This window comes from Bacillus cereus group sp. BfR-BA-01330, from assembly GCF_022663885.1.
Classification (GTDB): domain Bacteria; phylum Bacillota; class Bacilli; order Bacillales; family Bacillaceae_G; genus Bacillus_A; species Bacillus_A cereus.
The window spans coordinates 102100-127720 of record NZ_JAKUGK010000003.1; the positions used below are offsets into that span (position 1 = coordinate 102100).

A 25621-nucleotide genomic window follows, 5' to 3' on the forward strand; every position below is an offset into this window, starting at 1 on the left:
TAAATGTATTTGCTAGGAAAGGATATATTGTGGAAAGCTTACCAGGTCAAGGAAGAATTTTTGTGAGAAGGGGAAAATGAGATGACAAATATAAGAAAGATTGCTGAACTTGCTGGAGTATCTGTTTCAACTGTTTCACGTGTACTAAATAATCATCCGTACGTAAATGAACAGAAACGAAAAGAAATTTTAGCGATTATAGAAGAATTAAATTACACGCAAAACGTGAATGCAATTCATTTAGTGAAAGGAAAAACGAATGTAATTGGCGTTTTATTGCCACACGTAAATGATCAATATTATAGCGCTATTATCGAGGGGATATCAAAAGAGACAGCAAAGAATAATTATAATATGATGCTTTGCCAGACGAATTATAGTGAAGAAAGAGAACTAGAAATTTTGAATATGTTAAAAATGAAAAAGCTTGATGGGGTTATTATTTGTTCTCGGACAAATAGTAAGGAGAAGCTTGAAGAATATACGAAATTCGGCCCGATTGTTATGTGTGAAGAAATAGATTCGAAGTATATTTCAAGTGTCCATATCGATTACTACAAAGTATTTTCACGTGGGATGAAAAGCTTAATAGATGCCGGTCATACACGTATTGGATATTGTATTGGAAGAAGTAATAGCGTTAATAGCCAAAGACGAAAGAAGGCGTACGAAGATTCGCTTCAACAGAGTATCGTAACATCGTTAGAGACCTGGAAATTTGAGGGATGTTTTACAGTGGAAGATGGACGCAATGTAATTAGAGAATGGGCTCATATGTCAGTAAAACCGACGGCGTTCCTTGTATCTTGTAACCATATTGCAGCGGGGATGGTTACAGAAGCAAAAAAACAAGGAGTTCGTATTCCAGAGGATATTACGATTATCGGGTGTGATGATCAAGAGGTGGCAGATATATTGGGTATAACGACGATTTCGCATTCTAGTAAAAACGTTGGAGTGAAAGCGTTTGAATTATTATATGAAAAGATTAATGAAGAGAAATTAGATGTGAAGCATATAGAGTTATTACCAGAGTTAGTAGATAGAGAAACGACATAATTGAGAAGGTGTGAAAATCGCTTTTCAAAATTTCGTTTGGTATAATTATGGACAATCTATAAGGGCTAAAAGGGGTTTTGATATGAGATCAAAAGTAGTAAAAGTAATTCTACTCATTACAATTGCATCTTTCTGTTTATTTGCATATGGCTTTGTTTCAGGTGTAAATGATGTATTAAATCCGAAAGCTTCAAATTTAATTAAAAAGACCGATGTAGTGTCAAAAGAGAAAAAGAAAACGGGAACGTTACAAATCGTTAGTTTAGGTGATTCATTAACGCGTGGCGTTGGTGATAAAGAAGGAATTGGCTATGTTGGGCGAATGAAAGAGGATTTACAAAAAGATTATAAGCAAAAAATTGCATTAACAAATTTAGCAGTTAGTGGTGCAAAAATGCCCGATTTATTAAAACAAATTGAAAGTAATGGCGCTCAATATTCAATTAAGCAAGCAGATGTAATTGTGTTAACGATTGGTGGAAATGATTTGTTCCCAGGCTGGGAATCACTTGGGAAAATAGATTTAGAGACGTATCGTCCTGACACAGAGACGTTTCAAAATGAAGCAAAGAAAATTATAGAAGAAATTCGTAAATTAAATACAGATAGTCCGATTTTTTGGCTTGGTTTATACAATCCTTTTGAAGATGTAGAAGATTTAAAAGGGTCTTCAAACATTGTTGTGGACTGGAATGCATCTTTAGAGAAATTAGCGCTAAACGATAAAAATGTGTATATTACACCGACATTTGATTTATTCCAAAACCGCGGGAAAGATTTATTATACTCTGATCATTTTCATCCGAACGAAGTAGGTTATACGTATATGGCAGAACGTTTAGTTCAAAATGTTGTAAGTAAATTAAAACTAGAACAAGGAGGGGTAAAATGACGACGATACTTTCCGTACGAGACTTGAAGAAGGTAATTGAAAAGAAGACTCTTGTAGAGAATATTTCCTTTGATGTAAAGCAAGGAGAAGTGTTCGGGTTCCTAGGACCAAATGGTGCTGGGAAGACGACTACCATTCGAATGTTAGTCGGATTGATTAAGGCGACAGAAGGTAAGATTTCTATCGGTGGTTATTCGATTAAGGAAAACTTCAGAGAAGCGATGCGTCAAATTGGGAGTATCGTTGAAAACCCAGAGTTGTATACATATTTAACAGGATGGGAAAATTTAAAGCAATTTGCTCGTATGTTAGGTGATATATCAGATGAACGTATTATTGAAATTGCTGAAATGGTTCATTTAGATGAAAGAATTCATGACAAGGTAAAAACGTACTCACTTGGTATGAAACAACGCCTTGGAATTGCACAGGCGCTCCTTGGGAATCCGAAATTGCTCATATTAGATGAGCCAACGAATGGTTTAGATCCAGCAGGGATTAGAGAACTTAGGGAATTTATACATAAGCTTGTGAAAGAAGAAAATATGAGCGTGTTTATTTCAAGTCACTTGCTAAGTGAAGTGCAAATGATATGCGATCGCGTTGCTATTATTCATAAAGGAAAGATGATAACAGTTGCCAAGGTTGAAGAATTAATTAAAACAGCAAGTGATCGTGTAGAATGGATTGTTACACCGATTTCTAAGGCGAAAGATATGCTAGAAGCGGCCGAGGAAATAAGAGAAGTGAGTGTAAAAGGCGAGCGATTACTATGCCGCATGGATATTGCATCTATAAGTAGTTGGAATAAAAAATTTGTAGAAAATGAAATAGATGTACATAGCGTTAAGGAGCTTGTATTTACGCTAGAAGATTTATTTATTGAACTCACAAGGGGTGAGCAGCATGCGTGAATTTGCGAATCTAGTTTTAAATGAATCAGAAAAGATTTACCGCAAGAAACGTATTTTTGTTGTCATGCTTATTTTAGCAATCTTGATCCCGCTTTTTGTGTACGCGCAGTATCGTGAAATAGAAACGACACAAAAAAGACTCGGTACAACTGATTGGAAGGTTTCATTGCAACAGCAAATTGTTGATTCTCAGAACCGGTTGAACAATTCTAGGTTGCCAGAAGAATGGCGTGATTGGTTAAAGGTAAGAGTTGAGCAACAACAATATTATTTAGATCATGATATTAATCCGATGGCACCGGGTGCACCGACTTTTGTCAGAGCATTTATTGAACAAGGAATTACATTATTTATTCCGCTTCTCGTAATGATTGTCGCCATTGATATCGTTTCAGGAGAACGAAGTGATGGGACGATGAAGATGTTACTTACGCGGCCGATTCGGCGCTGGAAAATACTCCTTAGTAAATACGTGACGATGTTATTTTTCATTTCGCTCATACTGTTTCTTGTAGGTTTGTTTGCTTACATATTATCAGGGCTTGTATTTGGGTACTCGGGATGGAATTTACCTGTTTTAACAGGATTCGTCATTGATAAGGAAACGTTAAATACGAACTTTGTACATCTTATTCCGCAGTGGCAATACATCTTAATGGCGTATGGACTAGCCTGGTTTGTTGCTATCGTTGTCGGAACTATATCATTTATGGTCTCTGTTTTAATTCGTAATACACCAGCTGGTATGGGCGTTATGCTAGCTGCATTAATTGCAGGCGGTATTTTAAGCTCGTTCGCAACATCTTGGGAAGGCGCCAAATATATTTTTAGTGTGAATTTATCATTAACGGATTATTTATCAGGAAAATTACCTGCATTACAAGGTTTATCGATGGGATTTTCTTTGATGAATTTAACTGTTTGGGCAGTTGTTTCTCTTGTTATTTCGTTCGTAGTATTTACAAGACAGGATATGGTGAATTAATTAGACAGGAAGTGACAGTATGGAAAACGTTTTAAAGAATGATTGGGAGCCACTATTGGCACCAGAATTCGAGAAAGAGTATTATCTTACTCTATCCAGTTTTTTGACAGAAGAATACAGCACGCATGTTGTTTATCCGAAGGTAGAAGATATTTTTAACGCTCTTCAGTATACAAGTTATGAAAATACAAAGGTTGTCATTTTAGGGCAAGATCCATATCATGGACCGAATCAAGCGCATGGTTTAAGCTTTTCTGTGCAACCTGGTGTTAAAACACCACCGTCATTGTTAAATATGTATAAAGAACTTCGAGATGAATATGGTTATGAAATCCCGAATAACGGTTATTTAGTAAAATGGGCGGAACAAGGAGTATTATTACTAAATACCGTATTAACAGTTCGTCAAGGCGAAGCAAATTCTCATAAGGGAAAAGGATGGGAGCACTTCACAGATCGTGTAATTGAACTGTTGAACGAACGTGAAAAGCCAGTTATTTTCATATTGTGGGGGCGCCATGCGCAGGCGAAGAAGAAATTAATTACGAATCCGAATCATCATATTATCGAATCTGTACATCCAAGCCCATTATCGGCAAGACGTGGTTTCTTTGGTAGTAAGCCATATTCTAAAATAAATACGATTTTAGCTAATATGGGCGAAAGAGAAATTGATTGGGAAATTCCAAATTTATAAATAGAAAAGGTAGTTAACAGTTGTTAACTACCTTTTTATTATCATTATTGCTCGTTCTTTAATTTTGCATCTAGTACAAAAGTACCAAATGGGATAACTGATGAAACGAATGCTCCAAGTGCCCATAAAATTGATTTACGGTGTACGATTGTTACTTGAATTACTGCAAAGATGAATAGAATAAACAGAACACCATGAGCCATGCCTGTAATTTTAACAGCTGTTGCAAATCCTGCGAAATATTTCAATGGCATTGCTACAAATAATAGTAATAGGAAAGAAATACCCTCAACTAGTCCAATTGCTCTTAATCGTCCGATTGGTGTAGATAACATAAAGTAGCCTCCTTTAACGTATGCTTGTATATAGTAAATTTGTATTCTTTTTCAAAATAAAATAGTCTATTTTGTTTCATTATATACAAAAAGAAAGTTTACACTACGAGAATAGTGCAAAGTTCAAAATATAGTCACAAAAGCATGAGAATTTAAATAAAAACCTATTTGAAGTATTTGACTTCAAATAGGTTTTGTGAATGAAAATATTAAACAAGTACATCCGTTTTTAAAACGAATTTCTCTACAACTTTTGCAACACCATCGTTCATATTTGTATCTGTTACGTAGTTCGCAATTTCTTTAATATCATCAGGCGCATTGCCCATTGCAACGCCAAGACCAGCAAATTCAATCATTGCTTGGTCGTTATAGCTATCGCCCATTGCGATAACTTCTTCACGCTTAATGCCAAGCTTTTGAATCAGTTTGTTTAAGCTCGTTCCTTTTGTAACACCGGCTTCAGTAAATTCTAAGAAGAATGGTTTCGAACGCATCACGCTTAATTGGCCTTCTAGTTGTTGTTGAAGTTTCTTTTCAACTTCAACAAGGCGTTCAGCTTCTTTATTCATTAATACTTTTACTACAGGCTCTTTAACTGCGGCTTTAAAGTCATCTACTACAACAATTGGCATACCAGTAATATCGCCCTCAATTTCAGTATAAGGATTATTTTCTTCCGTTACGATATCATCGCCCATATAAGTATGAATCCATACATCTTCAGTTTTACTAATTTCAAATAGGTTGTGAACGATTTCAGGAGATAGTGTACTACTAAAGATTTCTTCGTTTGTTTTACAGTTAATAATTTTTGCGCCATTAAAAGATAGAATGAAACTGCCGTATTCTTCTAAGCGAAGTTCTTTGGCTACATTGCGCATACCAAACGTTGGACGTCCAGAAGCAAGTACAACCTTTACCCCTTGCTCTTGTGCAGTCATTAACGCTTCTTTCGTACGAGGTGAAATAGTATGGTCATCACGTAATAAAGTATCATCTAAATCTAAAACAATCATTTTATAAGTCATATAGAAAATTCCTTTCTTTAATTGAAATCAAAATACATGTTCATGAAGATGTTGAGGAATAATAGTAAGACATCAAACCTCTTTGAAAAGAAGTAGATAAATTATTATGAGTTGTTGCTCATAATATTGGTTAATAATCATTGGGGAAGAATAAAACCCCAATGATTAAAGTTTGATTTTATCGTAACAACTCTAAAGGTAGAGTGCAATAATGGAAGTTTTCCAATTTACGATATTTGTTTTGCAGCGGAACGAGAAAATAGTATTTCTAGCAAGATTGCCATTACAGATCCAAGAACGAGACCATTACTTAAAAACGATGCTAGAAATGGTGGAAGTGTGGAATATGCTCCTGCTGGAACAAACATAACTCCGACTCCTGTAAAGATTGAAAGACCGGCTACTTTAAATAATCGTTCTTTATCCTGGACAGTTTCGTATTCTCGAAAGGCGAGACCAATCATGCTTGCGAATACAGGATAAATAGCGGCATAACCAACTGCAACAGGGATTGCTGCAAAGAATGAAGTAATCTTTGGAAATATACTAACGACAATAATAAAGCTTGACCCTAATATAAACGGGAGACGTTTATAAATATTAGTCGTTGCAATAAAACCTGCTGATCCAGAAATAGCGACAGGCCCAATAGCTGAAAATAGGCCGCCTAGCAATTGGTTGATTCCTGTTATAATGCCAGCTTGTTTAAAACGATCTGATGCAGCGTTTTCTTCATATTTAGAGACAACCTTTTGTACAACGCGAATACTTGCTAACATATTTGTTAGAAGTAAGAGTGTAACGAAAATGACCGTAATTACCATGTTCCATTCAACACGAGGCATTCCGAAAACAAATAAGGATGGAAAACGGATTATGTCTGTCACTGGTGTTATTGGATTAGATAATCCGAAACATGCGAATAATATCCAGCCGCATACGATACTGAAAAGAACGGAATATTGTCCAATAATAGGTAGCTTCATGATGAAAAAGGATAGTAAAATAACAATGAGTGAAAGAATAAATACGTTAGGTTGTACTTCTGTATGTTTTCCATCAAGGCCAAACATTCCCTTTAAGAAGGAGCCACTAAGCTGCGCGACAAGAAGAAATAAATACGTTCCAATGACTGTCGGTGTAAAATAGCGAACGAGTTTATCAATAAGTCCAAAAACGCTAAGAATAATACAAATAATACCGCTTAATAAGAAAGCATATTGAAGAACTTTAAGTGTCTCATTGCTTGATCCAAATAATACGACGCCTAAACTCGCATAAAGGGAGAAAATTCCCCACCAAAGGCCAGCAGGACCTTCTTGAATAGGAAGTTTATGCCCAAATATAGCTTGCAAGAGACCAGCAAAGCCTAGAACAAATAATGTTCTTTGTACGAATGCAATGGCTTCAGCGCCATCAAGACCATAACTAGTTGCGACACTAATTGGTACAATAAGGCTTCCAGCTAAAATAAATAGTGCCCATTGTAAGGCGGAAAGAAATGTCTTCATTATATCAACCTCTTTCATAGATTCCGTATCTAGTATATACGTATTTTATTTCCACTGGCAAAGATTGTAGATAGAGAAAAGAGTTGAAACACGGTATGAATGCACGTAAGCAATTATGGATAGCAGTTATATGTATGACTTTTGTTGTAATTCTAGGAACGATAGGATTTATGACGATTGAAGAGATTAGTTTGTTTCAAGCATTTTGGATGACAATGATTACTGTATTGACTGTTGGATACGGAGATGCTGTTCCTGTAACGCAAGCGGGGAAAGTATTTGCGCTTCTTATTATTCCTGTTGGCGTAGGTATTGTTACGTATGCAATTGGGGTAGTGGCAGCTATGATTATTGAAGGGAATTTATTTCATGCAGTACGGAGGAAGAAGATGGATAAACAAATAGCGCAGTTGAAAAATCATATTATAGTATGTGGTTGCGGTAGAGTGGGGCTTCAAGTTGTACATGAATTGCAAGAAAAGAATATTCCATTTGTCGTTGTTGATAAAGATGAAAGTATATTGGAGCAGGAAAAGCTTTTATTTGTACATGGAGATGCAACGGAAGATCAAGTATTACATAATGCCGGAATTTTAAAAGCAGCTGGTTTAGTTGCTATTGTTGCAAATGATGCCGAAAATGTATTTATTACATTAACAGCAAGAGGGTTAAACGATACGATTAAAATTGTGGCGAGATCTGAAAAGCCAGAAACTGAAGAGAAATTAAGGCGCGCCGGTGCAAATAAGGTTATTAATCCATCTAGTATGGCAGGTATTCATATCGCAAAAGGTATTGCAAATCCATTAACCGTTCATTATATTGATACAGTGTTGTATGGAATAGAACAGTCATTTGTCATTGAAGAAATTCTAGTTGGAAAAGATTCAATATTAGTTGGTAAATCGTTACTAGAGAGTAATGTAAGGAATCAGTTTGATGTAACAATATTAGCGATTTCAAGAAATGGGGATATTATACATAATCCAGCAGGGCAGGAAAAATTGAAAGAACGTGATATGATAATAGTATTTGGTTCAGTAGAGAAATTGGGGCAATTCGAGAAAGAATTACAAAGTACGAGGTGAGAAGGAATGCAAATATCTAGCGACAAGATTTTAAATAAAATGGCGAATGAAATTGCGAAGGCAAAAAGTAGTGAAGGACAAAAGTCAAAAGAACATTTATTAGTTGTGCGTGCTTTATGTGACTTATTATTAGATGAACAAGTTGAAACATCTACATATAGAGAACCGCAAATTCCATCGCAAGTAATTGGATCACAACCAGTAACAACTATGCAACCAATTGCACCTGTTTCTGGGGAGCCGGTATATATAAAAGAAAGTGATGCAAACGGTAATTCTTTATTTGATTTTTAGAAGATAAATCGTTTGGCTTATATGCAAAAATTGCTTATGATAAAGGTAAAAAAGGGGAATTAAGATGAAAATTTTCTTTTTACTAGGTTGTATTGCAGCGGGGCTATCTGTTGCATTAGGGGCCTTTGGAGCACACGGTTTAGAAAATAAAATTTCTGCAAAAATGTTAGAAGTGTGGAAAACAGGCGTTACATATCAAATGTTTCATGCAGGTGGACTATTCGTAGTTGCTTTATTGATGGATAAGGTTCAATCATCACTTTTAACTACTGCTGGTTGGCTAATGGTAGCTGGAATTATTATGTTCTCAGGTAGTTTGTATGCATTAAGTACGACAGGTATTAAGTTCTTTGGTCCAATTACACCTCTTGGTGGTGTAGCGTTTATTGTGGCGTGGATCCTAGTAGGGACTGCAGTTGTAAAAGGATTATAAAAAAACAAAAGCTGGCATTTGCCAGCTTTTTTTATGGTCTTGGAGTATAAGTTGCTTGTTGACTAGGTAAATACGTAATTTCTTCTGGAAATTCTACGTAATCTAAGTAGATCATTAGTAGTAAATAGCGTTTTCCTGATTGCGGTTCACTAATAACGATATGGTCACGGCCAGCTGCTTCAATAATACCTGTATAAGATTGTGTGCCAAGGGAACTGCCACGTTCATAGGTCATTACAACCGTAGCTTGCTTACCTTTGTTTAAACGAAGGATATTTTCAATATAGGATTGCTCTAGAGGTAACATGCCTTGAGAAATTGCATATTGAGCTTGCGCAGCTTGAGCTGTTTGTTGTTGCATCGCTTGCTGCTGTTGTTGAGTCATTTGTTGCGGTTGTACATAAGTTCCAGATGGTTGATAAAAACCTGTTCCATAGTATGGATTTTGTTGCTGTGCCATTCAAAAATCCCTCCTCATTTTTATTCCTTAATATACGCTAGGGCAGTCTCCAGCAGATGGCTGGAAGAAGCAGTGCTTTTTAAAGCGACCAGAGTTTTGTTGGTTATACCAAGTTGGTGGACAAGGACCTTCAGGTCTAAAGAACCATAAGGCAAAGTTGGCAGGCCAAAAACGTTGCCCTTGAATGGTCCGTCTCGCTAGGGCAATATCTTGTTCGCGTGCCCGTTGATAAAAATATCCTTTTTGCGTTGCTTCAAAACCGCCGGGGTTTTGATAAACCATTTGACGTAAATTACGAATGCTTTTAAAGTCTAAACAATTTCCGCGGACACGATTTACCCCAACGTTTCCGACCATTAACATTCCTTGTTGCCCTTCTCCTTCGGCTTCAGCACGCATCAGTCTAGCCAACAACTTTACATCTTCTTCGTTATAAGCAATAACGCCCATTATGTGTCACCTCTCTTTTTGTAATACCTTTTGGAAAGAGGTTTATCCCGCATTAACGGGCAGTAAGACTCCTGCCCTAAAATTTGGTTGAAGTAAAGAAATTAGATGGGAGATCAAACTGCCCGTAAACGCCCGATTGGTTCAACTAATAATCAGCGGGGGATTCCCCCACTGATTAAAGTTTTACTTTATCTCTAGATGAAGTGTGTAACAATTACTAGTTCATACGTATGAGGAAAAGGACTCAGATATGACAACCAAACAAAGTTTTACATTGAGAGTGGAAAATAAAAAAGCTAGCGTGAGCCAGCTTTTTTATTAAAAAACTTTAGACCATAAGTTTGAGAAGAAATCACCAATAGAGCGCATTGTTAACACAAACCAATTTGCTTTTTCAACTTCCTCTGTCGTTTTTGCAGTAACTTTCATACTTTTACTACCGTCTAAGAAACCATATTTATCAGTTGATTCTAAAGTAATTGAGCCTACTTTGGTATCTTTCTTAATAGGAGCAACTAAATGTCCATCTTCAGAAAGAGATTTATCTAATTCAGTTCCAATTTTATAAGGCTCTTTGCTACCTTTTTTCGCAATTACTGTTATTTCTTTTTCGGGTGCAACAGTTACTTGGTCTTCTTTCCCTTTTACTACAGAGATTGTATTGTTTTTATTAACTTTTAGTTTTTGTTTTTCAAAGTTATTAAATCCATATTCGATTAATTCACGAGATTCCGTGAAACGTTCATCCATTGATTTTGTTTTAATAATAACCGAGATAAGACGTACATCACCACGTTTAGCAGTAATGGTAAATCCGTATCCAGCTGTATCAGAACTTCCGGTTTTTAAACCATCAGTACCTTCATAAGCGAAAGCAGCTCCTGGTAACATCCAATTCCAGTTTTCCATACGAATTGGTTTTGGGTGATTGTCTGGGAAGTTTCTAAATCTTTGTTTTGTATCCTCTAGCATTTCTGGATACTTTGTAATCATTGCTTTTGAAAGCATACCCATATCACGAGCTGACATAGAGTTTTCTGCATTTGGATCAGTACCCTCAGGATGTTTTCCTTTTAAGTCAGCGTTATTTAAGCCAGTAGCGTTTACAAATTTATATTTCTTTAATCCTAGCTTTTTAGCATGTTCATTTGCAAGATTTAAGAAGTTTTTCTCACTTCCTGCAAGAAGTTCTGCTAAAGCAATACTAGATCCATTTGCAGAGAATATAACAATAGAATGATATAATTCTTTTACAGTATATTGACGTCCTTTTTCGAACGGTACATTAGAGAATTCATTATTACGAGAGACTTCATAAGCGTAATCAGAAATATTTACTTTCGTATCCCATGTGATTTTTCCTTCTTTAATTGCTTCTAAAACAGCGTAAACAACAATTAATTTTGACATACTAGCAATAGCTAGCAATTCATCTGGATTTTGCTCGTGAAGTATTTTTCCTGTATCTGCATCAAATAAAAGTGCAGCAGCCGCCTCAATATGTATTTTTTCTTCCGCATGGGATGTTGTTACTCCTAAGGAAGAAATTGACAATACAAGCAATAGTAAAATAGACAAGATTTTTTTCATATAGATTATCACCTTCGCATCGTTATTTAGCATATAGCTCGTATCATTTTAGCATATCTTTACATATAAAAAGGTTACAATTTTACAAGAAATTTGAAAAAATGTTGGTTTTTCTTCAAAAGTGCAGAAAAAAGGAGATTTTTGAGGATAAATATAGAGAAGAATAAAAAAAGGAACGAATTTCGTTCCTTTTCACCATTTATATGTGTAAAAATTTCTCTACTTTTTCGTCTGGTAAAATGTTTCCAACGAAGAATGTTCCAAATTCACCATAACGAGCACTTACTTCATCGAAGCGCATTTCGTATATAAGTTTCTTAAATTGAAGAACATCGTCAGCGAATAATGTTACGCCCCATTCGAAATCGTCGAATCCAACAGATCCTGAAATCACTTGGCGTACTTTACCTGCGTATTGACGACCAATTTTACTATGGCTGTACATCATTTTTTTACGTTCTTCCATAGGAAGCATGTACCAGTTGTCATCACCTTGGCGACGCTTATCCATTGGATAGAAGCAAATATGATTTGCTTTCGGTAATTCAGGATATAAACGAGCTAAAATTTGCGGGTTTTGGTATGGATCCTCATCAGCTGGAAGGTAGTTGCTTAATTCAACAACAGATACGTAAGAATATGCAGGAACCATATATTCAGCTAAAGTTGTTTTATTCAATTCTGTCTCAATTTCATTTAACTCTTCCATTGTTGGACGTAAAATCATAAGCATAATATCAGCTTTTTGGCCAACAACTGTATACATTGCGTGACTACCTTTTTTCGCAGTAGCTACTTCGTTCCATTTTTCAACGACATTTAAAAATTCAGACACTGCTTGTCCGCGTTCGTCGCTAGATAATGTTTTCCATGCAGCCCAATCAATAGAACGTAAATCATGTAAACAATACCAGCCATCTAACGTTGTTGTTGCTTCACTCATTCTATTCACCTCAGTTAATGATAGTTTTACACGTTAACTATAGCATATATAGTTTTAAAATCATCTATATAAAACCTTGGCGCATAAAATTGTCACATTTAAGTGTTTAAGCAAGGTGAATTTAACGGCTGAATTTTATGAAAATATAATCATTTTTATTTTATCTATTTTTTGGGAGCTATAAGTTTAAAATATAGAAGAAAAGCAGTATTCTTAAAGATAGAGTTTTTTTAACATATGTAGGAGGGTTTATTCGTGAGCAACTTATTTACAACAGTAAAAGAAAAAGTTCAAGGAAAAGGCATTTCTATCGTACTTCCTGAAGGAACTGATGAAAGAATTTTAGGCGCTGCAGAGCGTTTAGCAAAAGAAGAGTTAGTAAAACCAATCTTAGTTGGTAATAAGGAAGAAATTAGCGCAAAAGCTGCTAGCATGAATTTAACATTAGCAGGCGTTGATATTTACGACCCAGCTACATACGAAGAAATGGATGCAATGGTAGCATCTTTCGTTGAACGCCGTAAAGGTAAAGCAACTGAAGAAGACGCTCGCAAAATCCTTAAAGACGAAAACTACTTCGGTACAATGCTTGTATACATGGGCAAAGCACACGGTTTAGTAAGTGGTGCAGCTCACTCTACAGCTGATACAGTTCGTCCAGCACTTCAAATTATTAAAACAAAACCAGGCGTTACAAAAACTTCTGGCGTATTCATCATGGTACGTGAAGAGGAGAAATATGTATTCGCTGATTGCGCAATTAACATTGCACCAAACAGCCAAGATTTAGCTGAAATCGGTATCGAAAGTGCGAAAACTGCTGAGTTATTCGGCATTGATCCACGCGTTGCTATGTTAAGCTTCTCTACAAAAGGTTCTGCGAAATCTCCAGAAACAGAAAAAGTTGTAGAAGCAACTCGCATTGCAAAAGAAATGGCTCCTGAGTTAACTTTAGATGGAGAATTCCAATTCGATGCTGCATTCGTACCATCTGTAGCTGAGAAAAAAGCTCCAGGTTCTACAATTAAAGGTGATGCTAACGTATTCGTATTCCCAAGCTTAGAAGCTGGTAATATTGGCTACAAAATCGCTCAACGTTTAGGTAACTTCGAAGCAGTAGGACCAATCTTACAAGGCTTAAACATGCCTGTAAATGATCTGTCTCGTGGATGTAACGAAGAAGAAGTGTACAAGTTAGCTTTAATTACAGCAGCTCAAGCACTTTAATTCTATAATGAATTGAAATAAAGACCGTCGCTATAATAGCGACGGTCTTTATTTTTCTAAGCCAAGTGCTTTATTATTACGATTAATAATACGTTGTAAATTCGTCTCATATAAAGGAATCTCATCTATTGTTAATTGAGATGGTGTTAACTTTGGAGCGAATTGCTGCAATGTTTTTAAAAGACGCATCATTAAATCTTGTACTGTAATGGTTTCGCCAAGTAATTCTGAGAGTGAGGCCATCGTACTTGGTACAATTTCAGGGTACGTAAAGCGTGTTTCTTCCCCTTGAATTGCTAGGTTGTAGAAATCACGAACGAGTGCGGCACGCTCAGAGCCACTTCCGGTAGCACAGAGATAAATTTGGACAGCGACACCGCCGCGAATACGACGTTGTGAAATACCAGCGAATTTTTGATCGCGAATACTTAAGTCATAACTACCAGGACAGTAAGAGCCAACAATTTCTTTTGCCTCGATAGTAACGTTGTAATCCTTTAACATCTCCTTAATTAAATGCCACATCGTATCGTATCCAAGATCAATATCGATACCTTTTTCTGTTTCTTGGAATAAAAGTGATACGTTTAAAACACCTTCATCAAGCACGACTGCAAGCCCGCCAGAATTACGAACAATAACATTGAAGTTGTGTTGTTTTAAAAAAGAAATACCTTCTTCTAAATGCGGAAGGCGTGAATCTTGAATGCCAAGGACAATTGTATTGTGATGAACCCAAGAACGCATTGTTGCGGCTGACTTGCCATTTCCAATGCTTGTGCATAATGTGTCATCCATTGCGAATGACTGAAGTGCATGGAATGTTGGTCCCAAACTAGACTGATCTACAATGCGCCACTCTGGCTGAGATAAAATGGAACGGGAATTGCTCATATAACTAACCCCTTATCTTTAAAATGACAATCTCTATTATAGCAAAAAATGAAGAATGGAGTTTTCTCACATATAAAGGGGGAGCTTAAAGGTGAAATAATAAAAAGGATGCATTACATGCATCCTTTTTATTCTGCAATTTTTTCTAAATTACCGTTTCGGTCCATTCGGAAAGATGTTTGAGAACGTTCTTCGTCATCCATGACTGCCAATTTACGAGCACGGTTCATAATGTTCATAAGTGTTTCGTAATCTTCTTGTACAGTATGAGATTGCTTTTCTAATTTTTCTAGTTTCTTTTCTAGTTCCTCATTCCGAAGGATTTGTGCTTTAATTTCTTGTTTCAATCTCGTATTCTCGTTTTCAAGAGCTGTCACTTTTATATTTGAAGATCCGACTGTTTGTAAAAAATAAATAACATCTTGCATTGTCATAGAGCTTCTTGCAGCAGGAGCAGTAGATTCTTGATATGGAATAGCTTCTTTATATTGTACGATTGATTCTTCTTGTACTAATTCTTCATAATCAGTTATCGAATCTGAAGCTGGTGGTGTATAAAGTAAACGTTTTTTCGCTTGTTCACCGCTTGCAGCACGCATTTTATCTTTACGATGTTTTTTTGCTAGTTGAAGAGCTTGTTCATAGCTATAGCGAACAACAGCATTCCAGCGGAAACCACAAGCAGCAGATGTACGATTTAACTGATCCCCTACTTCCTCAAATGCATTTAATTGCGTACTTCCTTCTCTAACATGACGAAGTACCGTTTCAGCAAGTAATAAATCATCCTCATCTGTCCAAGCATCTTGTCTTACTTTCATAGATTCAACTCCCTTTCTTTTTATGAACTTCCTATTTTTATAATGGGCAAAAAAATAAACTTTTATACAAAGCTTTTAAAAATATGGTAGATTTCGATGAAAGGTAAAAATTTTCCCATGAATGGTGAGCGCTTCTGTAGGAGAGCATATAAATATGTATCATTATGTAGAGAATAGGCTTTGTAGGGAAACTTGCAACGAGCTTCAAAGAGCGGTAAAATACCATTTAGTGTTTATTTTTAAATGTACTTGAGAAAAGTTTAAAATAGAGGAAGTGTTATGTAATGGGAAACGAGTTTCGCGTGTGCGATGACTGTCAGGCAACGAACATTAAAACGTTAGTTCCGAAGTTAAAAAAAGTAGATTCATGTGCAACGATTGAAGTTGGATGTCAGTCTTACTGTGGTCCTGGTCGTAAAAAATCATTCGCATTTGTAAATAACCGTCCAGTTGCGGCTCCAACAGAAGATGAGTTAATCGTGAAAATTGAAGCAAAGTTAAATAAGTAAGAAAAAGAAGAGTGAAAAGATTACTCTTCTTTTTTTATGCCCATAAGAGGAATGATTTATTCTGCGAAAGTACTCTTGTGTGGACGAACATTTTCTAAAGGATGAACATAACTTTTGTATTAAAATACCAATTTGTATAAATTTATATTTCAAAATAATGGTTGACAGTCTTTTAAAGCGATAGGTAGAATAGAAGTGTCTGATTCTGAGAATCATTATCAGGGAAATAACAATTCACCTAATTTTTTTATTACTATTTGAGAATAAATTTCATTTCAATAAATATATGTTGTTGGTTAGGATGGTTGAGGGATGGAAGCGAGCGCAAGCAGTATAGAACAGCAAGAAGAGAATGTTAAAGAGATTAAGAGCAGACCGCTCATCGCTTCTATTATTTTAGTAGCGGGTACAATTTTGTTAGCTTTAAGCATGGCAGTTTCTATTTCTTTTGGGGCTGCAGATATTAGTTTAAAGACTGTATGGCAAGCTGTATTTCAGTTTGATGGATCTATTACACATCATAACGTAATTCAAGAGCTTCGCATGCCTAGAGCAATAGGGGGCGTAGTTGCAGGTGCCTTTTTAGCGGTATCAGGAGCAATTATGCAAGGTATGACGCGAAATCCACTTGCTTCACCATCGTTAATGGGGATTACAGATGGAGCTGTATTTGGAATTGCAATTATGTATGCATTTTTCCCTAATTCACCTTATTTAATGTTTGTTATCGCATCTTTTATTGGAGCTGCGTTTGGTGCAAGCATTGTATATGGAATTGGATCTTCTTCACCAGGTGGATTAACACCTGTGAAATTAGCTTTAGCAGGTGCAGCTATTAGTGCTTTATTAGGGGCAATTTCATCTGGAATCGCATTGTATTTCAATCTTGCCCAAGAGGTGAGTATGTGGAATGCAGGCGGAGTCGCTGGAGTGAAATGGCAAAGTATTAATATGTTAGTGCCAATTGGCCTTATTTGTCTTTTTATCGCAATTATGATGTCGAGATATATTACAATTTTGAGCTTCGGTGAAGAAATTGCGATTGGACTTGGTCAAAATACGACATTGATTAAATTTATCGGAACAGTACTTGTTCTTGTTTTAACGGGTTCCGCAGTTTCCATGGCAGGATCAGTTGGATTTGTTGGTCTTGTAATTCCGCATATGACTCGTTTCCTCGTAGGCTCGGACTATAGATGGGTTATTCCATGTTCTGCGGTCTTAGGTGGGCTGTTAATTGAATGTGCAGATATGTTATCTCGCGTTATTAACCCGCCATTTGAAACGCCAATTGGAGCAATTACAGCGCTAATTGGGGTTCCATTCTTCCTCTACTTAGCACGTAATGAAGGGAGAGGAAAGATGTGAGGACGAGTGTCTTAACAAAAAAGAACATTTCTATATTAACGATTTTAGTAGGACTAATCGTTTCTATATTTCTTATTAGTTTAAATACAGGAACTTTTAAAATCCCGCCAATGGACGTATTAAAGTCATTGGTTGGACTAGGGGCTGAAGATCAGTCTGTTATTTTATTTGAATTCCGTATGCCGCGTATGGTAATTGCTATACTAGTCGGATCTGCTTTAGCTATGTCAGGCGCGATTTTGCAAGGTTTATCACGAAATCCGCTTGCTGATCCAGGTATTATAGGTATTAATGCTGGAGCGGGATTAACAGTTGTTATATTCGTCTACTTCTTCTTCGGGAAAGTAGGGACTGGTACATTTTTATCTGTATTCATTCTCCCATTCTTCGCACTAGTTGGAGCGATATTAGCAGCGGTAATTATTTATTTACTAGCATGGAAAGACGGCGTTTCATCGACTCGATTAATACTAGTCGGTATTGCCGTTGCAGCTGGATTTGGAGCTGTTAGTTTAATTTTCTCTATGAAGATGACATCTAACGATTTTCGTTTTGCTACGATTTGGCTGGCGGGAAGTCTATGGGGTACAGATTGGAAATTCGTATTAAGTGTACTTCCATGGATGGTTATTTTCTTACCGCTTGCTATAAGTAAAGCACACATATTAAATGTAATGAACCTAGGCGATTCTACAGCAGTTGGCCTTGGTGTAAACGTAGAAAAAGAAAGACGTAAATTATTATTTATTGCAGTTTGTTTAGCAGGGGCATCTGTTGCTGTTGCCGGCGGAATTGGCTTTATCGGTTTAATGGCCCCGCATTTAGCAAGGCGCCTTGTTGGTGGTAAACATCAAATTATGTTGCCCACAGCTGCGCTAATAGGAACGTTTTTACTTTTATTCGCAGACGTAATTTCAAGAAGTGTACTAACAACTTCAGAAATACCAGTCGGTCTTGTTATTTCTGTAATTGGTGCACCGTATTTTATTTATTTACTTATGAGGACAAAATAAAGGGAGGCTTTTCGTATGGCAACTTTAGCGGTGGATGCGGTATCGGTTGGCTATAATGAAGGTTTAATTATTGATGGATTAACAGTTGAAATTCCGGAAGGGAAAATTACAACAATTATTGGACCAAATGGTTGTGGGAAGTCCACATTATTAAAAACGGCGTCTCGTATTTTGAAGGCAAAGCAAGGTACTGTTTATCTTGACGGAAAAGCAATTGAGAAACAGCCAACGAAAGAAATTGCAAAGAAAATGGCGATTTTACCACAAACTGCAGAAGTGCCAACGGGTCTTACTGTATTTGAGCTTGTGTCATATGGAAGATTCCCTCATCAAAAAGGGTTTGGCACGTTGAAAGAAGAGGATTATCGCTACATTAACTGGGCACTTGAAGTGACAGGAATGAAAGAATTTGCGAATCGTCCAGCAGAAGCGCTATCAGGCGGTCAACGTCAACGTGTTTGGATTGCAATGGCTCTTGCACAAGGAACAGAATTACTTGTATTGGATGAACCAACGACGTACTTAGATATGGCTCATCAATTAGAAGTATTAAACTTATTGAAAAAGTTAAATGAAGAAGAAGGTAGAACGATTGTTATGGTTATCCATGACTTAAATCACGCTTCTCGTTTCTCCGATCATATGATTGCATTAAAAGCAGGTAAGTTAATGAAACAAGGAACGCCAGATGAAGTTATGACAAGTGAAACACTTCGTAACGTATTTGAGATTGAAGCTCAAATCGTTCCATGTCCAGTAAACTGTAAGCCAATTTGTTTAACATATGATTTAGCGATGATTAGTAATCAATTGCGTAAAAAAGCATAAGTAGAACCCCCTCGTGAAGAGGGGGACTTCTAATGGACGTTGAGCTTCTTATATAAGAATGGGAAGTTGAACGCCCGTTAGAATGGGTTATTAACAACAATTAATAAATATATATTAATTAATTGTTATCTTTGTTTCTTATAGTTCGTTGTAACTTATAAGATAAATACAGCTAGAAGGAGTGGGAACATGAAGAATTTTAAAATGGCACTATTAGCAATGGTACTAGTTGTGACTTCTGTACTATTTGCAGCTTGTTCTAACAAAGAAGAAGAAAAGAAAGCAGATGCAAAGACTGAAGAGCGCACTGTAAAACATGCAAAAGGGGAAATTAAAATTCCTGCAAACCCAAAGAAAATTGCTGACCTTAGTGGTTCAACAGAAGAATTATTAATTTTCGGTATGAAACCGGTTATTACTGCTAATACATCTCAAGAAAAAATTGATGCACATATTGAAAAGAAACTAAAAGACGTTAAACCAGTTGGTTCTGCTTGGGGCGATAAAATTAACATCGAAGCAGTAGCTGCTGCAAAACCAGATTTAATTCTTGTAAATAATCGTCAAGAAAAGATTTATGATCAATTATCTAAAATTGCACCAACAGTTATGTTAAACACTCCATTAGATCAATGGCGTCCAAAATTTGAAGAAGTAGGTCAAATCTTCGGTAAAGAAAAAGAAACAAAAGAATGGTTCAAAAAGTATGATGAAAAAGCAAGCAAATTACATGACAAAATCGTCGCTAAAACTGGTGAAGCAACATTTATGAAAATGGCTGCATATCCAAATGCTTTCCGCGTATACGGTGACTACGGTTACGGTAGCGTAATCTTTAATGACTTAAAACTACCAGCAGTTAAAGGTACACCAACTGATAAACCACTAGTACAAGTACAAAAAGAAGCTTTAATCGATTACAACCCAGATTACTTATTCGTATTTACAACTGGTGACGGTTCTCAGCGCTTGAAAGAATTCCAAGAAGAATCAATTTGGAAAAACATGAACGCTGTTAAAAACAACCACGTATTCACAATTAAAAATGAAGACTTAAACAAAGGTTACTTCCCATTAGGGAAAGATATGATCTTAGACGAAGTTGCTGAATTCGTTTTAGGTAAATAATGTATAAAGGAAATCACTTTTACTTCGGTAAAGGTGATTTTTTCTTTTTATAAAGGTAATTAATACAGTCTTTCATTTCTTTCTGTTTCTCATTTCGTTTATAATATAAAGTAAGAATGTAGTAAAGAAAGGGGGATGTCGGAAAGTGGTATATTTAAACGACAAACTCAGCGAAACAAAAGTGTTTAAAGACCCAGTACATAAATATGTGCATGTGCGTGATCGTGTTATTTGGGATTTAATCGGAACGAAAGAATTTCAACGCTTGCGCCGTATTAAGCAGCTTGGAACGACATTTTTTACATTTCACGGTGCAGAGCATAGTCGCTTTACTCATTCGTTAGGTGTATACGAAATTATTCGTCGTATGATTGATGATGTGTTTGATGGCAGACCAAATTGGAATGCTGAAGATAGATTGTTATGTTTATGTGCGGCATTACTTCATGATGTCGGTCACGGCCCATTTTCTCACTCGTTTGAAAAAGTATTTTCATTAGATCATGAGAAATTTACGCAAAAGATTATTGTTGGCAATACGGAGATTAATGATGTATTAAGTCGTGTTGATAAGGAGTTTCCACAAAAGGTAGCAGATGTAATTGCAAAAACGTCTACTAATAAATTAGCAATTAGTATGATTTCGAGCCAAATTGATGCGGATCGTATGGATTATTTATTAAGAGATGCTTATTTTACAGGCGTAAAGTACGGAAACTTCGATATGGAACGTATACTGCGTGTAATGCGCCCGTATGGGGATCAAGTAGTCATTAAAAATAGTGGTATGCATGCTGTTGAGCATTACATTATGAGTCGTTATCAAATGTATTGGCAAGTATATTTCCACCCAGTAACGCGAAGTGCAGAAGTTATTTTAACGAAGATTTTACACCGTGCGAAATCACTGCACGAGAAGTATTATACATTCAAAAATCATCCTGTTCATTTCTATTCTTTATTTGAAGAAGAAGTAACAGTAGAGGATTATTTAAAGTTAGACGAGAACGTTATGTATTACTACTTCCAAGTATGGCAGGAAGAAGAAGATCCAATTTTAAGCGATTTATGCCGCCGTTTTATGAATCGAAATCTATTTAAATATGTAGAGTTTACAGATAAACACGGTTTAGATAATTGGATGGAATTAAGTAGTTTATTTAAAAAGATTGGACTTGATCCGGAGTATTATTTAGTAGTTGATTCAACATCAGACTTACCGTATGACTTTTATCGTGCAGGAGAAGAAGAAGAGCGTCTACCAATCCTACTTCTTATGCCAAACGGAGAGCTTAGAGAGCTTTCACGTGAGTCGGATATTGTTGAGGCGATTACAGGTAAGAAAAGAACGGATCAAAAGCTATTCTATCCACATGATTTAATCTATGAAGATGGAAGAAAAGGAAAATATAAAGAGAGAATTATTGAGTTGTTAGAAGGAAAGAAATAAGAAGCAGCTAATGGCTGCTTCTTATGAAAAAACTTGAAATTATTTGTCGCTTAAGCGTTTTCCGCCAACTGCATAATGGTTTTTAGACATTTCTTCGATGAAAACAACGATGTTTTCTTCAGGAGCACCAGTTGTTTCGCTTACTGCTGCTGTTACTTTCTCAGCAAGAGCTTTCTTTTGTTCTTCTGTGCGTCCTTCTAGCATTTTCACTGTTACGTATGGCATGTACAATCGCTCCTTTTATGTAAGTTACACTCTTATTATAGCGGATTATGGGGAAGAACAATCGAAAAAACAAATAATTTCTTTTTTTGACATATGGAAGAGGAGATGAAGTATGGATCAGTTATTTAGATATCCATTGCACGAAATTCCGTTAGTAGCAATGGCAATTATTATTGCACTATCCGTTCATGAATTTGCACATGCATATGTTGCATATAAATTTGGGGACGATACAGCAAAGAGACAAGGGCGTTTAACGTTATCACCGATGGCCCATTTAGACCCTATCGGTTTGATTGCAGTATTAATTCTTGGATTCGGTTGGGCAAGACCAGTTCCTGTTAATCCATATAACTTTAAAAGACCGCGTCTGGCAGGTATATTAGTGTCAATTGCAGGGCCGATTAGTAACTTAATTTTAAGTGCAATTGGTTTAATTATTTGGTATAGCTTATTAAAATTTGGTGTATTATACTCAATTCCATCTGCAGTGGCAGATACGTTAGCTCAATTTTTCCAGATTTTTATTATGCTGAATATCGTTTTACTTGTATTTAACTTATTACCGATCCCGCCACTTGATGGATATCGAGTTGTGGAAGATTTAGCGCCAGCAAATATTCGCGCGAAAATGACACAGTATGAAAAATACGGGGCAATTGCGTTATTAATTCTCGTTATTACACCGCTTAGTAATTACACAATTCAACCTATTTTCCAGGTAGTTATTCCGCATGTATTTGTATTTTTAGACAGCATCATTGCGCCTATTTTTGGCCTTTTATAATTTTTAAGTGAGGAGGATTTTACATATGACAGAGAAAAAGAAAAAAATCGGTTTTAATATCGTGAAAAATGATTCAACAGATGGACATGGTGGATTTGGTGTTGGAGCATTAAGCTTAGAAAACATTTCACCCGTATTTGTTGATGTACTAGAGAAGACTGCATTCGTTGATATCGGTGCGATGCATGCGCGTAGTACAGTAGAAAAAGGTATTAAGTTTTTAACAAATAAAGATGAAGTTCCAAATGGAAAACCATTTTGGCTTGTTTGGGTAACAATTGAAAGAACTGCGACAGGTGCGTATTACGCAGGTGTAACAGCTTGTGAAATGACAGTTGACCGTGAGATTCGCCGCGGATATAAATCACTTCCAGAACACGTAAATAAAATGGATAAATCATTGAAGCGTCACATTATGGTTGACCATATGGATGAATCATCTAAAAAGGTACTTGGTACGTTCTTGAAAGAACATAATGAAGCGATTTGGAACGAATCTAGTGAAGAATTGCGCCGTGCATTATTAAGTGAATAAAAAATAGCTGACGGATGCCCGTCAGCTATTTTTTTTACCAAGGAAGATATTTTTTCCACCAACTTGTTTTTTTCTTTTCTTCAGTCGTTTTTTCAAATTCTTCTTTATCATCGACGTGATCCATACAATATTCAGTCGGTTCGGTACCTTTAGCGAAATACATTTTCACAGAAATAGGACAATTTTTTGTAGCAATTTTACCGTTCTCTGGATTGATATTAACCGCTACGACGTCACTTGGTTGTTTAAATTCTTTTTTAGGCTGTCCATCTAAGCCCTTCTCCATCGTATCAGTCCATATTTTCTTCGCATACCCCTGTTCTGCTACGTTTGAAATAGATTTAGGTTGATCATATCCGACCCATACACCTGTTACGATTTGCGGAGTAAATCCGATCATCCAACTATCCGTTTCAGTAGAACCAGATTTGCCGGCATATGTTCTTGATAATTTTGATAACATCGATTGGCCAGTTACAGCAGCATAGCTGCTTAGTTTCTTATTAAACATACCAGTCATCATTTCTTCCATTACAAACGCTTTGCTCTTGTCGAGAACTTGTTTACTCTCTAAATGAGCATCGTATAATATATTTCCTTCATGATCCATAATGCGGCGAATGAAAGTAGGTTTTACTTCTTTTCCACCGTTTGCGAACATGCTATAAGCGTTAACCATTTCAATTGGTTTTACTGGTGATGTACCGAGAGCTAGAGAAGGCACATCTTTTAATGCACTTTTAATTCCAAATTGTTTCGCTGTTTTTGCTAGCGTGTCATCTCCTAAAAACAAATTCGTTTTCACAGCATAAATGTTATCAGAGACTGCGAGAGCTTGTGCCATCGTTACGAAATCATCTGCATAATAATCTTTATAGTTCTTCGGTTTATACTTTGAAACGCCGTCACCTAGGGTGAATACAGTATATTCGCTTTTTAAGCGCGTAGCAGGCGTGAATCCTCGTTCTAATGCCGCATAATATAGAAATGGCTTAAATGTAGAACCAGGCTGACGAACGGCTTGTGTAGCCCTGTTAAATTGACTCATATTATAATCAGTTCCACCAACAAGAGCAGCCACTTCACCTGTCGTTGGATTCATAGAGACGAGAGCAGTTTGTATGTTTGTTGTGTCAGGTATATGATCTTTTACAGCTTGTTCTGCTACAGCTTGTAGTTTAGGGTCTAGCGTTGTATAAATTCGTAAGCCACCTCGTTGTAAAGCTTGTTCGTCTAATCCAACATCACGAAGAAGCGAAGCTTGTACAGCATCTTGGAAATATGGTGCGACCTCTGCTACTTTTTTCGTATCTAATGAGGCAAAAGTTAGTGTCTCTTTCTTCGCTAAGGTTGCTTGTTGCTTCGTAATATATCCTTGCTTCACCATTTCATCTAATATGAGAGCTTGTCGTCCTTTAGCGCGATCCTCTTTCAAAAAGGGAGAATAGACACTTGGCCCTTTCGGGATACCTGCCAGCATACTAGCTTCTGCTAATGTTAACTCTTTTGCCGTTTTATCGAAATATAGACGGGACGCAGCTTCGATGCCATAAGCGCCATGTCCGTAATAAATTGTATTTAAATATCCTTCTAAAATATGATTTTTATTATAGTTTACTTCAAGGCGGATAGTGTACATTGCCTCTAATAATTTTCGTTTCCACGTTTTATCATGATCTAAATACAGATTACGCGCGTATTGTTGTGTAATTGTACTAGCTCCTTGTACCTTTGCCATCGCTTTTAAATCAGCAACAATTGCACCTGCAATCCGTTTCACATCGAAGCCGTGATGTTTATAAAATCTTTGATCTTCAATAGAAAGGGTCGCTTCTTTTACATAAGGTGAAATTTCATTAAGAGAGACATTGTAACGTTTTTGAATTTCGTTACTTTGTCCAATAACAGTATCATCGTTTGCGTAAAAGACGCTTGTTTGCGGGACCGCAACAGGAGGAGGTCCCATAATTTTTGCAACTATAATAATAACAAAAAAAGAAAAAACGAAGAAAAGGACGCAAGAAAACATTGCGGTGAAGAAAAGACGTTTATATTTTTTAAGTTTTGGATTCATAGTCTGATCCATCTTTTTTCAGCCCCTCATTAATACAAGCGTTATTGTATTAGTATTGAGGGTTTTCGTTTATTTTAAAC

The 25621-nt window shown here is 36.4% G+C and carries 28 protein-coding genes; 17 read left to right on the top strand and 11 right to left on the bottom strand.

Features of this window, described 5'->3' with window-relative positions:
• The first annotated feature begins 81 nt into the window (after positions 1 to 81).
• Genes MR112_RS09665 through MR112_RS09685 form a run of 5 tightly spaced genes read left to right on the top strand, consistent with a single transcriptional unit; the run spans position 82 to position 4547 of the window.
• A complete protein-coding gene (locus tag MR112_RS09665; RefSeq protein ID WP_000181979.1) occupies positions 82 to 1059 on the top strand; it encodes a LacI family DNA-binding transcriptional regulator in 978 nt (325 codons plus the stop codon).
• Between the two features lie 10 nt (positions 1060 to 1069).
• Positions 1070 to 1951: an SGNH/GDSL hydrolase family protein gene (locus MR112_RS09670; RefSeq protein ID WP_242244907.1), complete on the top strand. Its 882-nt coding sequence runs from the start codon at positions 1070 to 1072 to the stop codon at positions 1949 to 1951.
• A complete protein-coding gene (locus MR112_RS09675; RefSeq protein ID WP_242244908.1) occupies positions 1948 to 2865 on the top strand; it encodes an ABC transporter ATP-binding protein in 918 nt (305 codons plus the stop codon). Before MR112_RS09670 ends, MR112_RS09675 begins: the two co-directional genes overlap by 4 nt.
• Positions 2858 to 3850: an ABC transporter permease subunit gene (locus MR112_RS09680; protein WP_001206477.1), complete on the top strand. Its 993-nt coding sequence runs from the start codon at positions 2858 to 2860 to the stop codon at positions 3848 to 3850. Before MR112_RS09675 ends, MR112_RS09680 begins: the two co-directional genes overlap by 8 nt.
• A 19-nt stretch (positions 3851 to 3869) precedes the next feature.
• Positions 3870 to 4547, top strand: coding sequence for a uracil-DNA glycosylase (locus MR112_RS09685; RefSeq protein ID WP_000432519.1), 678 nt, complete (start codon positions 3870 to 3872; stop codon positions 4545 to 4547).
• Between the two features lie 44 nt (positions 4548 to 4591).
• On the opposite strand, the gene MR112_RS09690 is transcribed toward MR112_RS09685, so the two are convergent.
• From MR112_RS09690 to MR112_RS09700, 3 genes are all read right to left on the bottom strand, one after another.
• Complete coding sequence (locus MR112_RS09690) at positions 4592 to 4882, bottom strand: DUF3817 domain-containing protein (RefSeq protein WP_000953395.1); 291 nt, start codon at positions 4880 to 4882, stop codon at positions 4592 to 4594.
• Positions 4883 to 5091: 209 nt separating this feature from the next.
• Positions 5092 to 5913, bottom strand: coding sequence for a Cof-type HAD-IIB family hydrolase (locus tag MR112_RS09695; protein ID WP_000221387.1), 822 nt, complete (start codon positions 5911 to 5913; stop codon positions 5092 to 5094).
• A 227-nt stretch (positions 5914 to 6140) separates the two neighbouring features.
• The gene (locus tag MR112_RS09700) at positions 6141 to 7424 is read right to left on the bottom strand and encodes a purine/pyrimidine permease (RefSeq protein WP_000847034.1); all 1284 of its coding nucleotides are present in this window, start codon (positions 7422 to 7424) and stop codon (positions 6141 to 6143) included.
• 95 nt (positions 7425 to 7519) lie between these two features.
• Here MR112_RS09700 and MR112_RS09705 point away from each other — a divergent pair, with 95 nt between their 5' ends.
• The 3 genes from MR112_RS09705 (at position 7520) to MR112_RS09715 (ending at position 9239) form a co-directional block, all read left to right on the top strand.
• Positions 7520 to 8512: a potassium channel family protein gene (locus tag MR112_RS09705; RefSeq protein ID WP_000993980.1), complete on the top strand. Its 993-nt coding sequence runs from the start codon at positions 7520 to 7522 to the stop codon at positions 8510 to 8512.
• Positions 8513 to 8518: 6 nt separating this feature from the next.
• A complete protein-coding gene (locus MR112_RS09710; RefSeq protein ID WP_001167352.1) occupies positions 8519 to 8806 on the top strand; it encodes a YwdI family protein in 288 nt (95 codons plus the stop codon).
• A 64-nt stretch (positions 8807 to 8870) separates the two neighbouring features.
• A complete protein-coding gene (locus MR112_RS09715) occupies positions 8871 to 9239 on the top strand; it encodes a DUF423 domain-containing protein (protein WP_000688315.1) in 369 nt (122 codons plus the stop codon).
• A 31-nt stretch (positions 9240 to 9270) separates the two neighbouring features.
• Here MR112_RS09715 and gerQ read toward each other — a convergent pair whose 3' ends face one another.
• The 4 genes from gerQ to hemQ form a co-directional block, all read right to left on the bottom strand.
• Positions 9271 to 9699 carry a spore coat protein GerQ gene (gerQ, locus tag MR112_RS09720; RefSeq protein ID WP_000068652.1) on the bottom strand — a complete coding sequence of 143 codons (429 nt, stop codon included), beginning with the start codon at positions 9697 to 9699 and terminating at the stop codon, positions 9271 to 9273.
• 27 nt (positions 9700 to 9726) lie between these two features.
• On the bottom strand, positions 9727 to 10149 hold the full coding sequence (cwlJ, locus tag MR112_RS09725) for a cell wall hydrolase CwlJ (RefSeq protein ID WP_000538168.1): 423 nt from the start codon (positions 10147 to 10149) through the stop codon (positions 9727 to 9729).
• A gap of 318 nt (positions 10150 to 10467) precedes the next feature.
• Positions 10468 to 11739 (bottom strand): serine hydrolase, encoded by a 1272-nt coding sequence (locus MR112_RS09730; RefSeq protein ID WP_000722870.1) that lies wholly within the window; start codon positions 11737 to 11739, stop codon positions 10468 to 10470.
• Between the two features lie 199 nt (positions 11740 to 11938).
• Positions 11939 to 12682: a hydrogen peroxide-dependent heme synthase gene (gene hemQ, locus MR112_RS09735; protein WP_001287595.1), complete on the bottom strand. Its 744-nt coding sequence runs from the start codon at positions 12680 to 12682 to the stop codon at positions 11939 to 11941.
• A 255-nt stretch (positions 12683 to 12937) separates the two neighbouring features.
• Between hemQ and pta the strand changes: the two genes are divergently transcribed.
• Entirely contained in the window at positions 12938 to 13909 is a 972-nt protein-coding gene (pta, locus tag MR112_RS09740) for a phosphate acetyltransferase (RefSeq protein ID WP_000067215.1), read from the top strand.
• Between the two features lie 48 nt (positions 13910 to 13957).
• Here pta and lipL read toward each other — a convergent pair whose 3' ends face one another.
• Both lipL and MR112_RS09750 read right to left on the bottom strand, forming a co-directional pair.
• The gene (gene lipL / locus MR112_RS09745; protein ID WP_071740243.1) at positions 13958 to 14803 is read right to left on the bottom strand and encodes an octanoyl-[GcvH]:protein N-octanoyltransferase; all 846 of its coding nucleotides are present in this window, start codon (positions 14801 to 14803) and stop codon (positions 13958 to 13960) included.
• A gap of 128 nt (positions 14804 to 14931) precedes the next feature.
• Entirely contained in the window at positions 14932 to 15624 is a 693-nt protein-coding gene (locus MR112_RS09750; protein ID WP_000868358.1) for an RsfA family transcriptional regulator, read from the bottom strand.
• Positions 15625 to 15908: 284 nt separating this feature from the next.
• Here MR112_RS09750 and MR112_RS09755 point away from each other — a divergent pair, with 284 nt between their 5' ends.
• The 6 genes from MR112_RS09755 (at position 15909) to MR112_RS09780 (ending at position 21920) form a co-directional block, all read left to right on the top strand.
• Positions 15909 to 16133 carry a YuzB family protein gene (locus MR112_RS09755; RefSeq protein ID WP_000526071.1) on the top strand — a complete coding sequence of 75 codons (225 nt, stop codon included), beginning with the start codon at positions 15909 to 15911 and terminating at the stop codon, positions 16131 to 16133.
• A 312-nt stretch (positions 16134 to 16445) separates the two neighbouring features.
• Entirely contained in the window at positions 16446 to 17501 is a 1056-nt protein-coding gene (locus tag MR112_RS09760; protein ID WP_000388293.1) for a FecCD family ABC transporter permease, read from the top strand.
• Positions 17498 to 18514 (top strand): FecCD family ABC transporter permease, encoded by a 1017-nt coding sequence (locus MR112_RS09765; protein ID WP_001260757.1) that lies wholly within the window; start codon positions 17498 to 17500, stop codon positions 18512 to 18514. Before MR112_RS09760 ends, MR112_RS09765 begins: the two co-directional genes overlap by 4 nt.
• Positions 18515 to 18529: 15 nt before the next feature.
• Entirely contained in the window at positions 18530 to 19342 is an 813-nt protein-coding gene (locus tag MR112_RS09770; RefSeq protein ID WP_000212068.1) for an ABC transporter ATP-binding protein, read from the top strand.
• A 189-nt stretch (positions 19343 to 19531) separates the two neighbouring features.
• Positions 19532 to 20470 (top strand): ABC transporter substrate-binding protein, encoded by a 939-nt coding sequence (locus MR112_RS09775; RefSeq protein ID WP_000787724.1) that lies wholly within the window; start codon positions 19532 to 19534, stop codon positions 20468 to 20470.
• Between the two features lie 145 nt (positions 20471 to 20615).
• Positions 20616 to 21920, top strand: a complete 1305-nt coding sequence (locus MR112_RS09780) for an HD domain-containing protein (protein WP_000262741.1) — start codon at positions 20616 to 20618, stop codon at positions 21918 to 21920.
• Between the two features lie 39 nt (positions 21921 to 21959).
• On the opposite strand, the gene MR112_RS09785 is transcribed toward MR112_RS09780, so the two are convergent.
• On the bottom strand, positions 21960 to 22145 hold the full coding sequence (locus tag MR112_RS09785; RefSeq protein ID WP_001147171.1) for a 2-hydroxymuconate tautomerase: 186 nt from the start codon (positions 22143 to 22145) through the stop codon (positions 21960 to 21962).
• A gap of 112 nt (positions 22146 to 22257) precedes the next feature.
• On the opposite strand from MR112_RS09785, the gene MR112_RS09790 reads away from it, so the two are divergent.
• Together MR112_RS09790 and MR112_RS09795 are read left to right on the top strand one after the other, a co-directional pair.
• Complete coding sequence (locus MR112_RS09790) at positions 22258 to 22932, top strand: site-2 protease family protein (RefSeq protein ID WP_000372445.1); 675 nt, start codon at positions 22258 to 22260, stop codon at positions 22930 to 22932.
• Positions 22933 to 22957: 25 nt separating this feature from the next.
• Positions 22958 to 23467 carry a YwhD family protein gene (locus MR112_RS09795; protein WP_000136678.1) on the top strand — a complete coding sequence of 170 codons (510 nt, stop codon included), beginning with the start codon at positions 22958 to 22960 and terminating at the stop codon, positions 23465 to 23467.
• A gap of 34 nt (positions 23468 to 23501) precedes the next feature.
• Here MR112_RS09795 and MR112_RS09800 read toward each other — a convergent pair whose 3' ends face one another.
• The gene (locus MR112_RS09800; protein WP_000372958.1) at positions 23502 to 25553 is read right to left on the bottom strand and encodes a transglycosylase domain-containing protein; all 2052 of its coding nucleotides are present in this window, start codon (positions 25551 to 25553) and stop codon (positions 23502 to 23504) included.
• Positions 25554 to 25621: the final 68 nt, after the last annotated feature.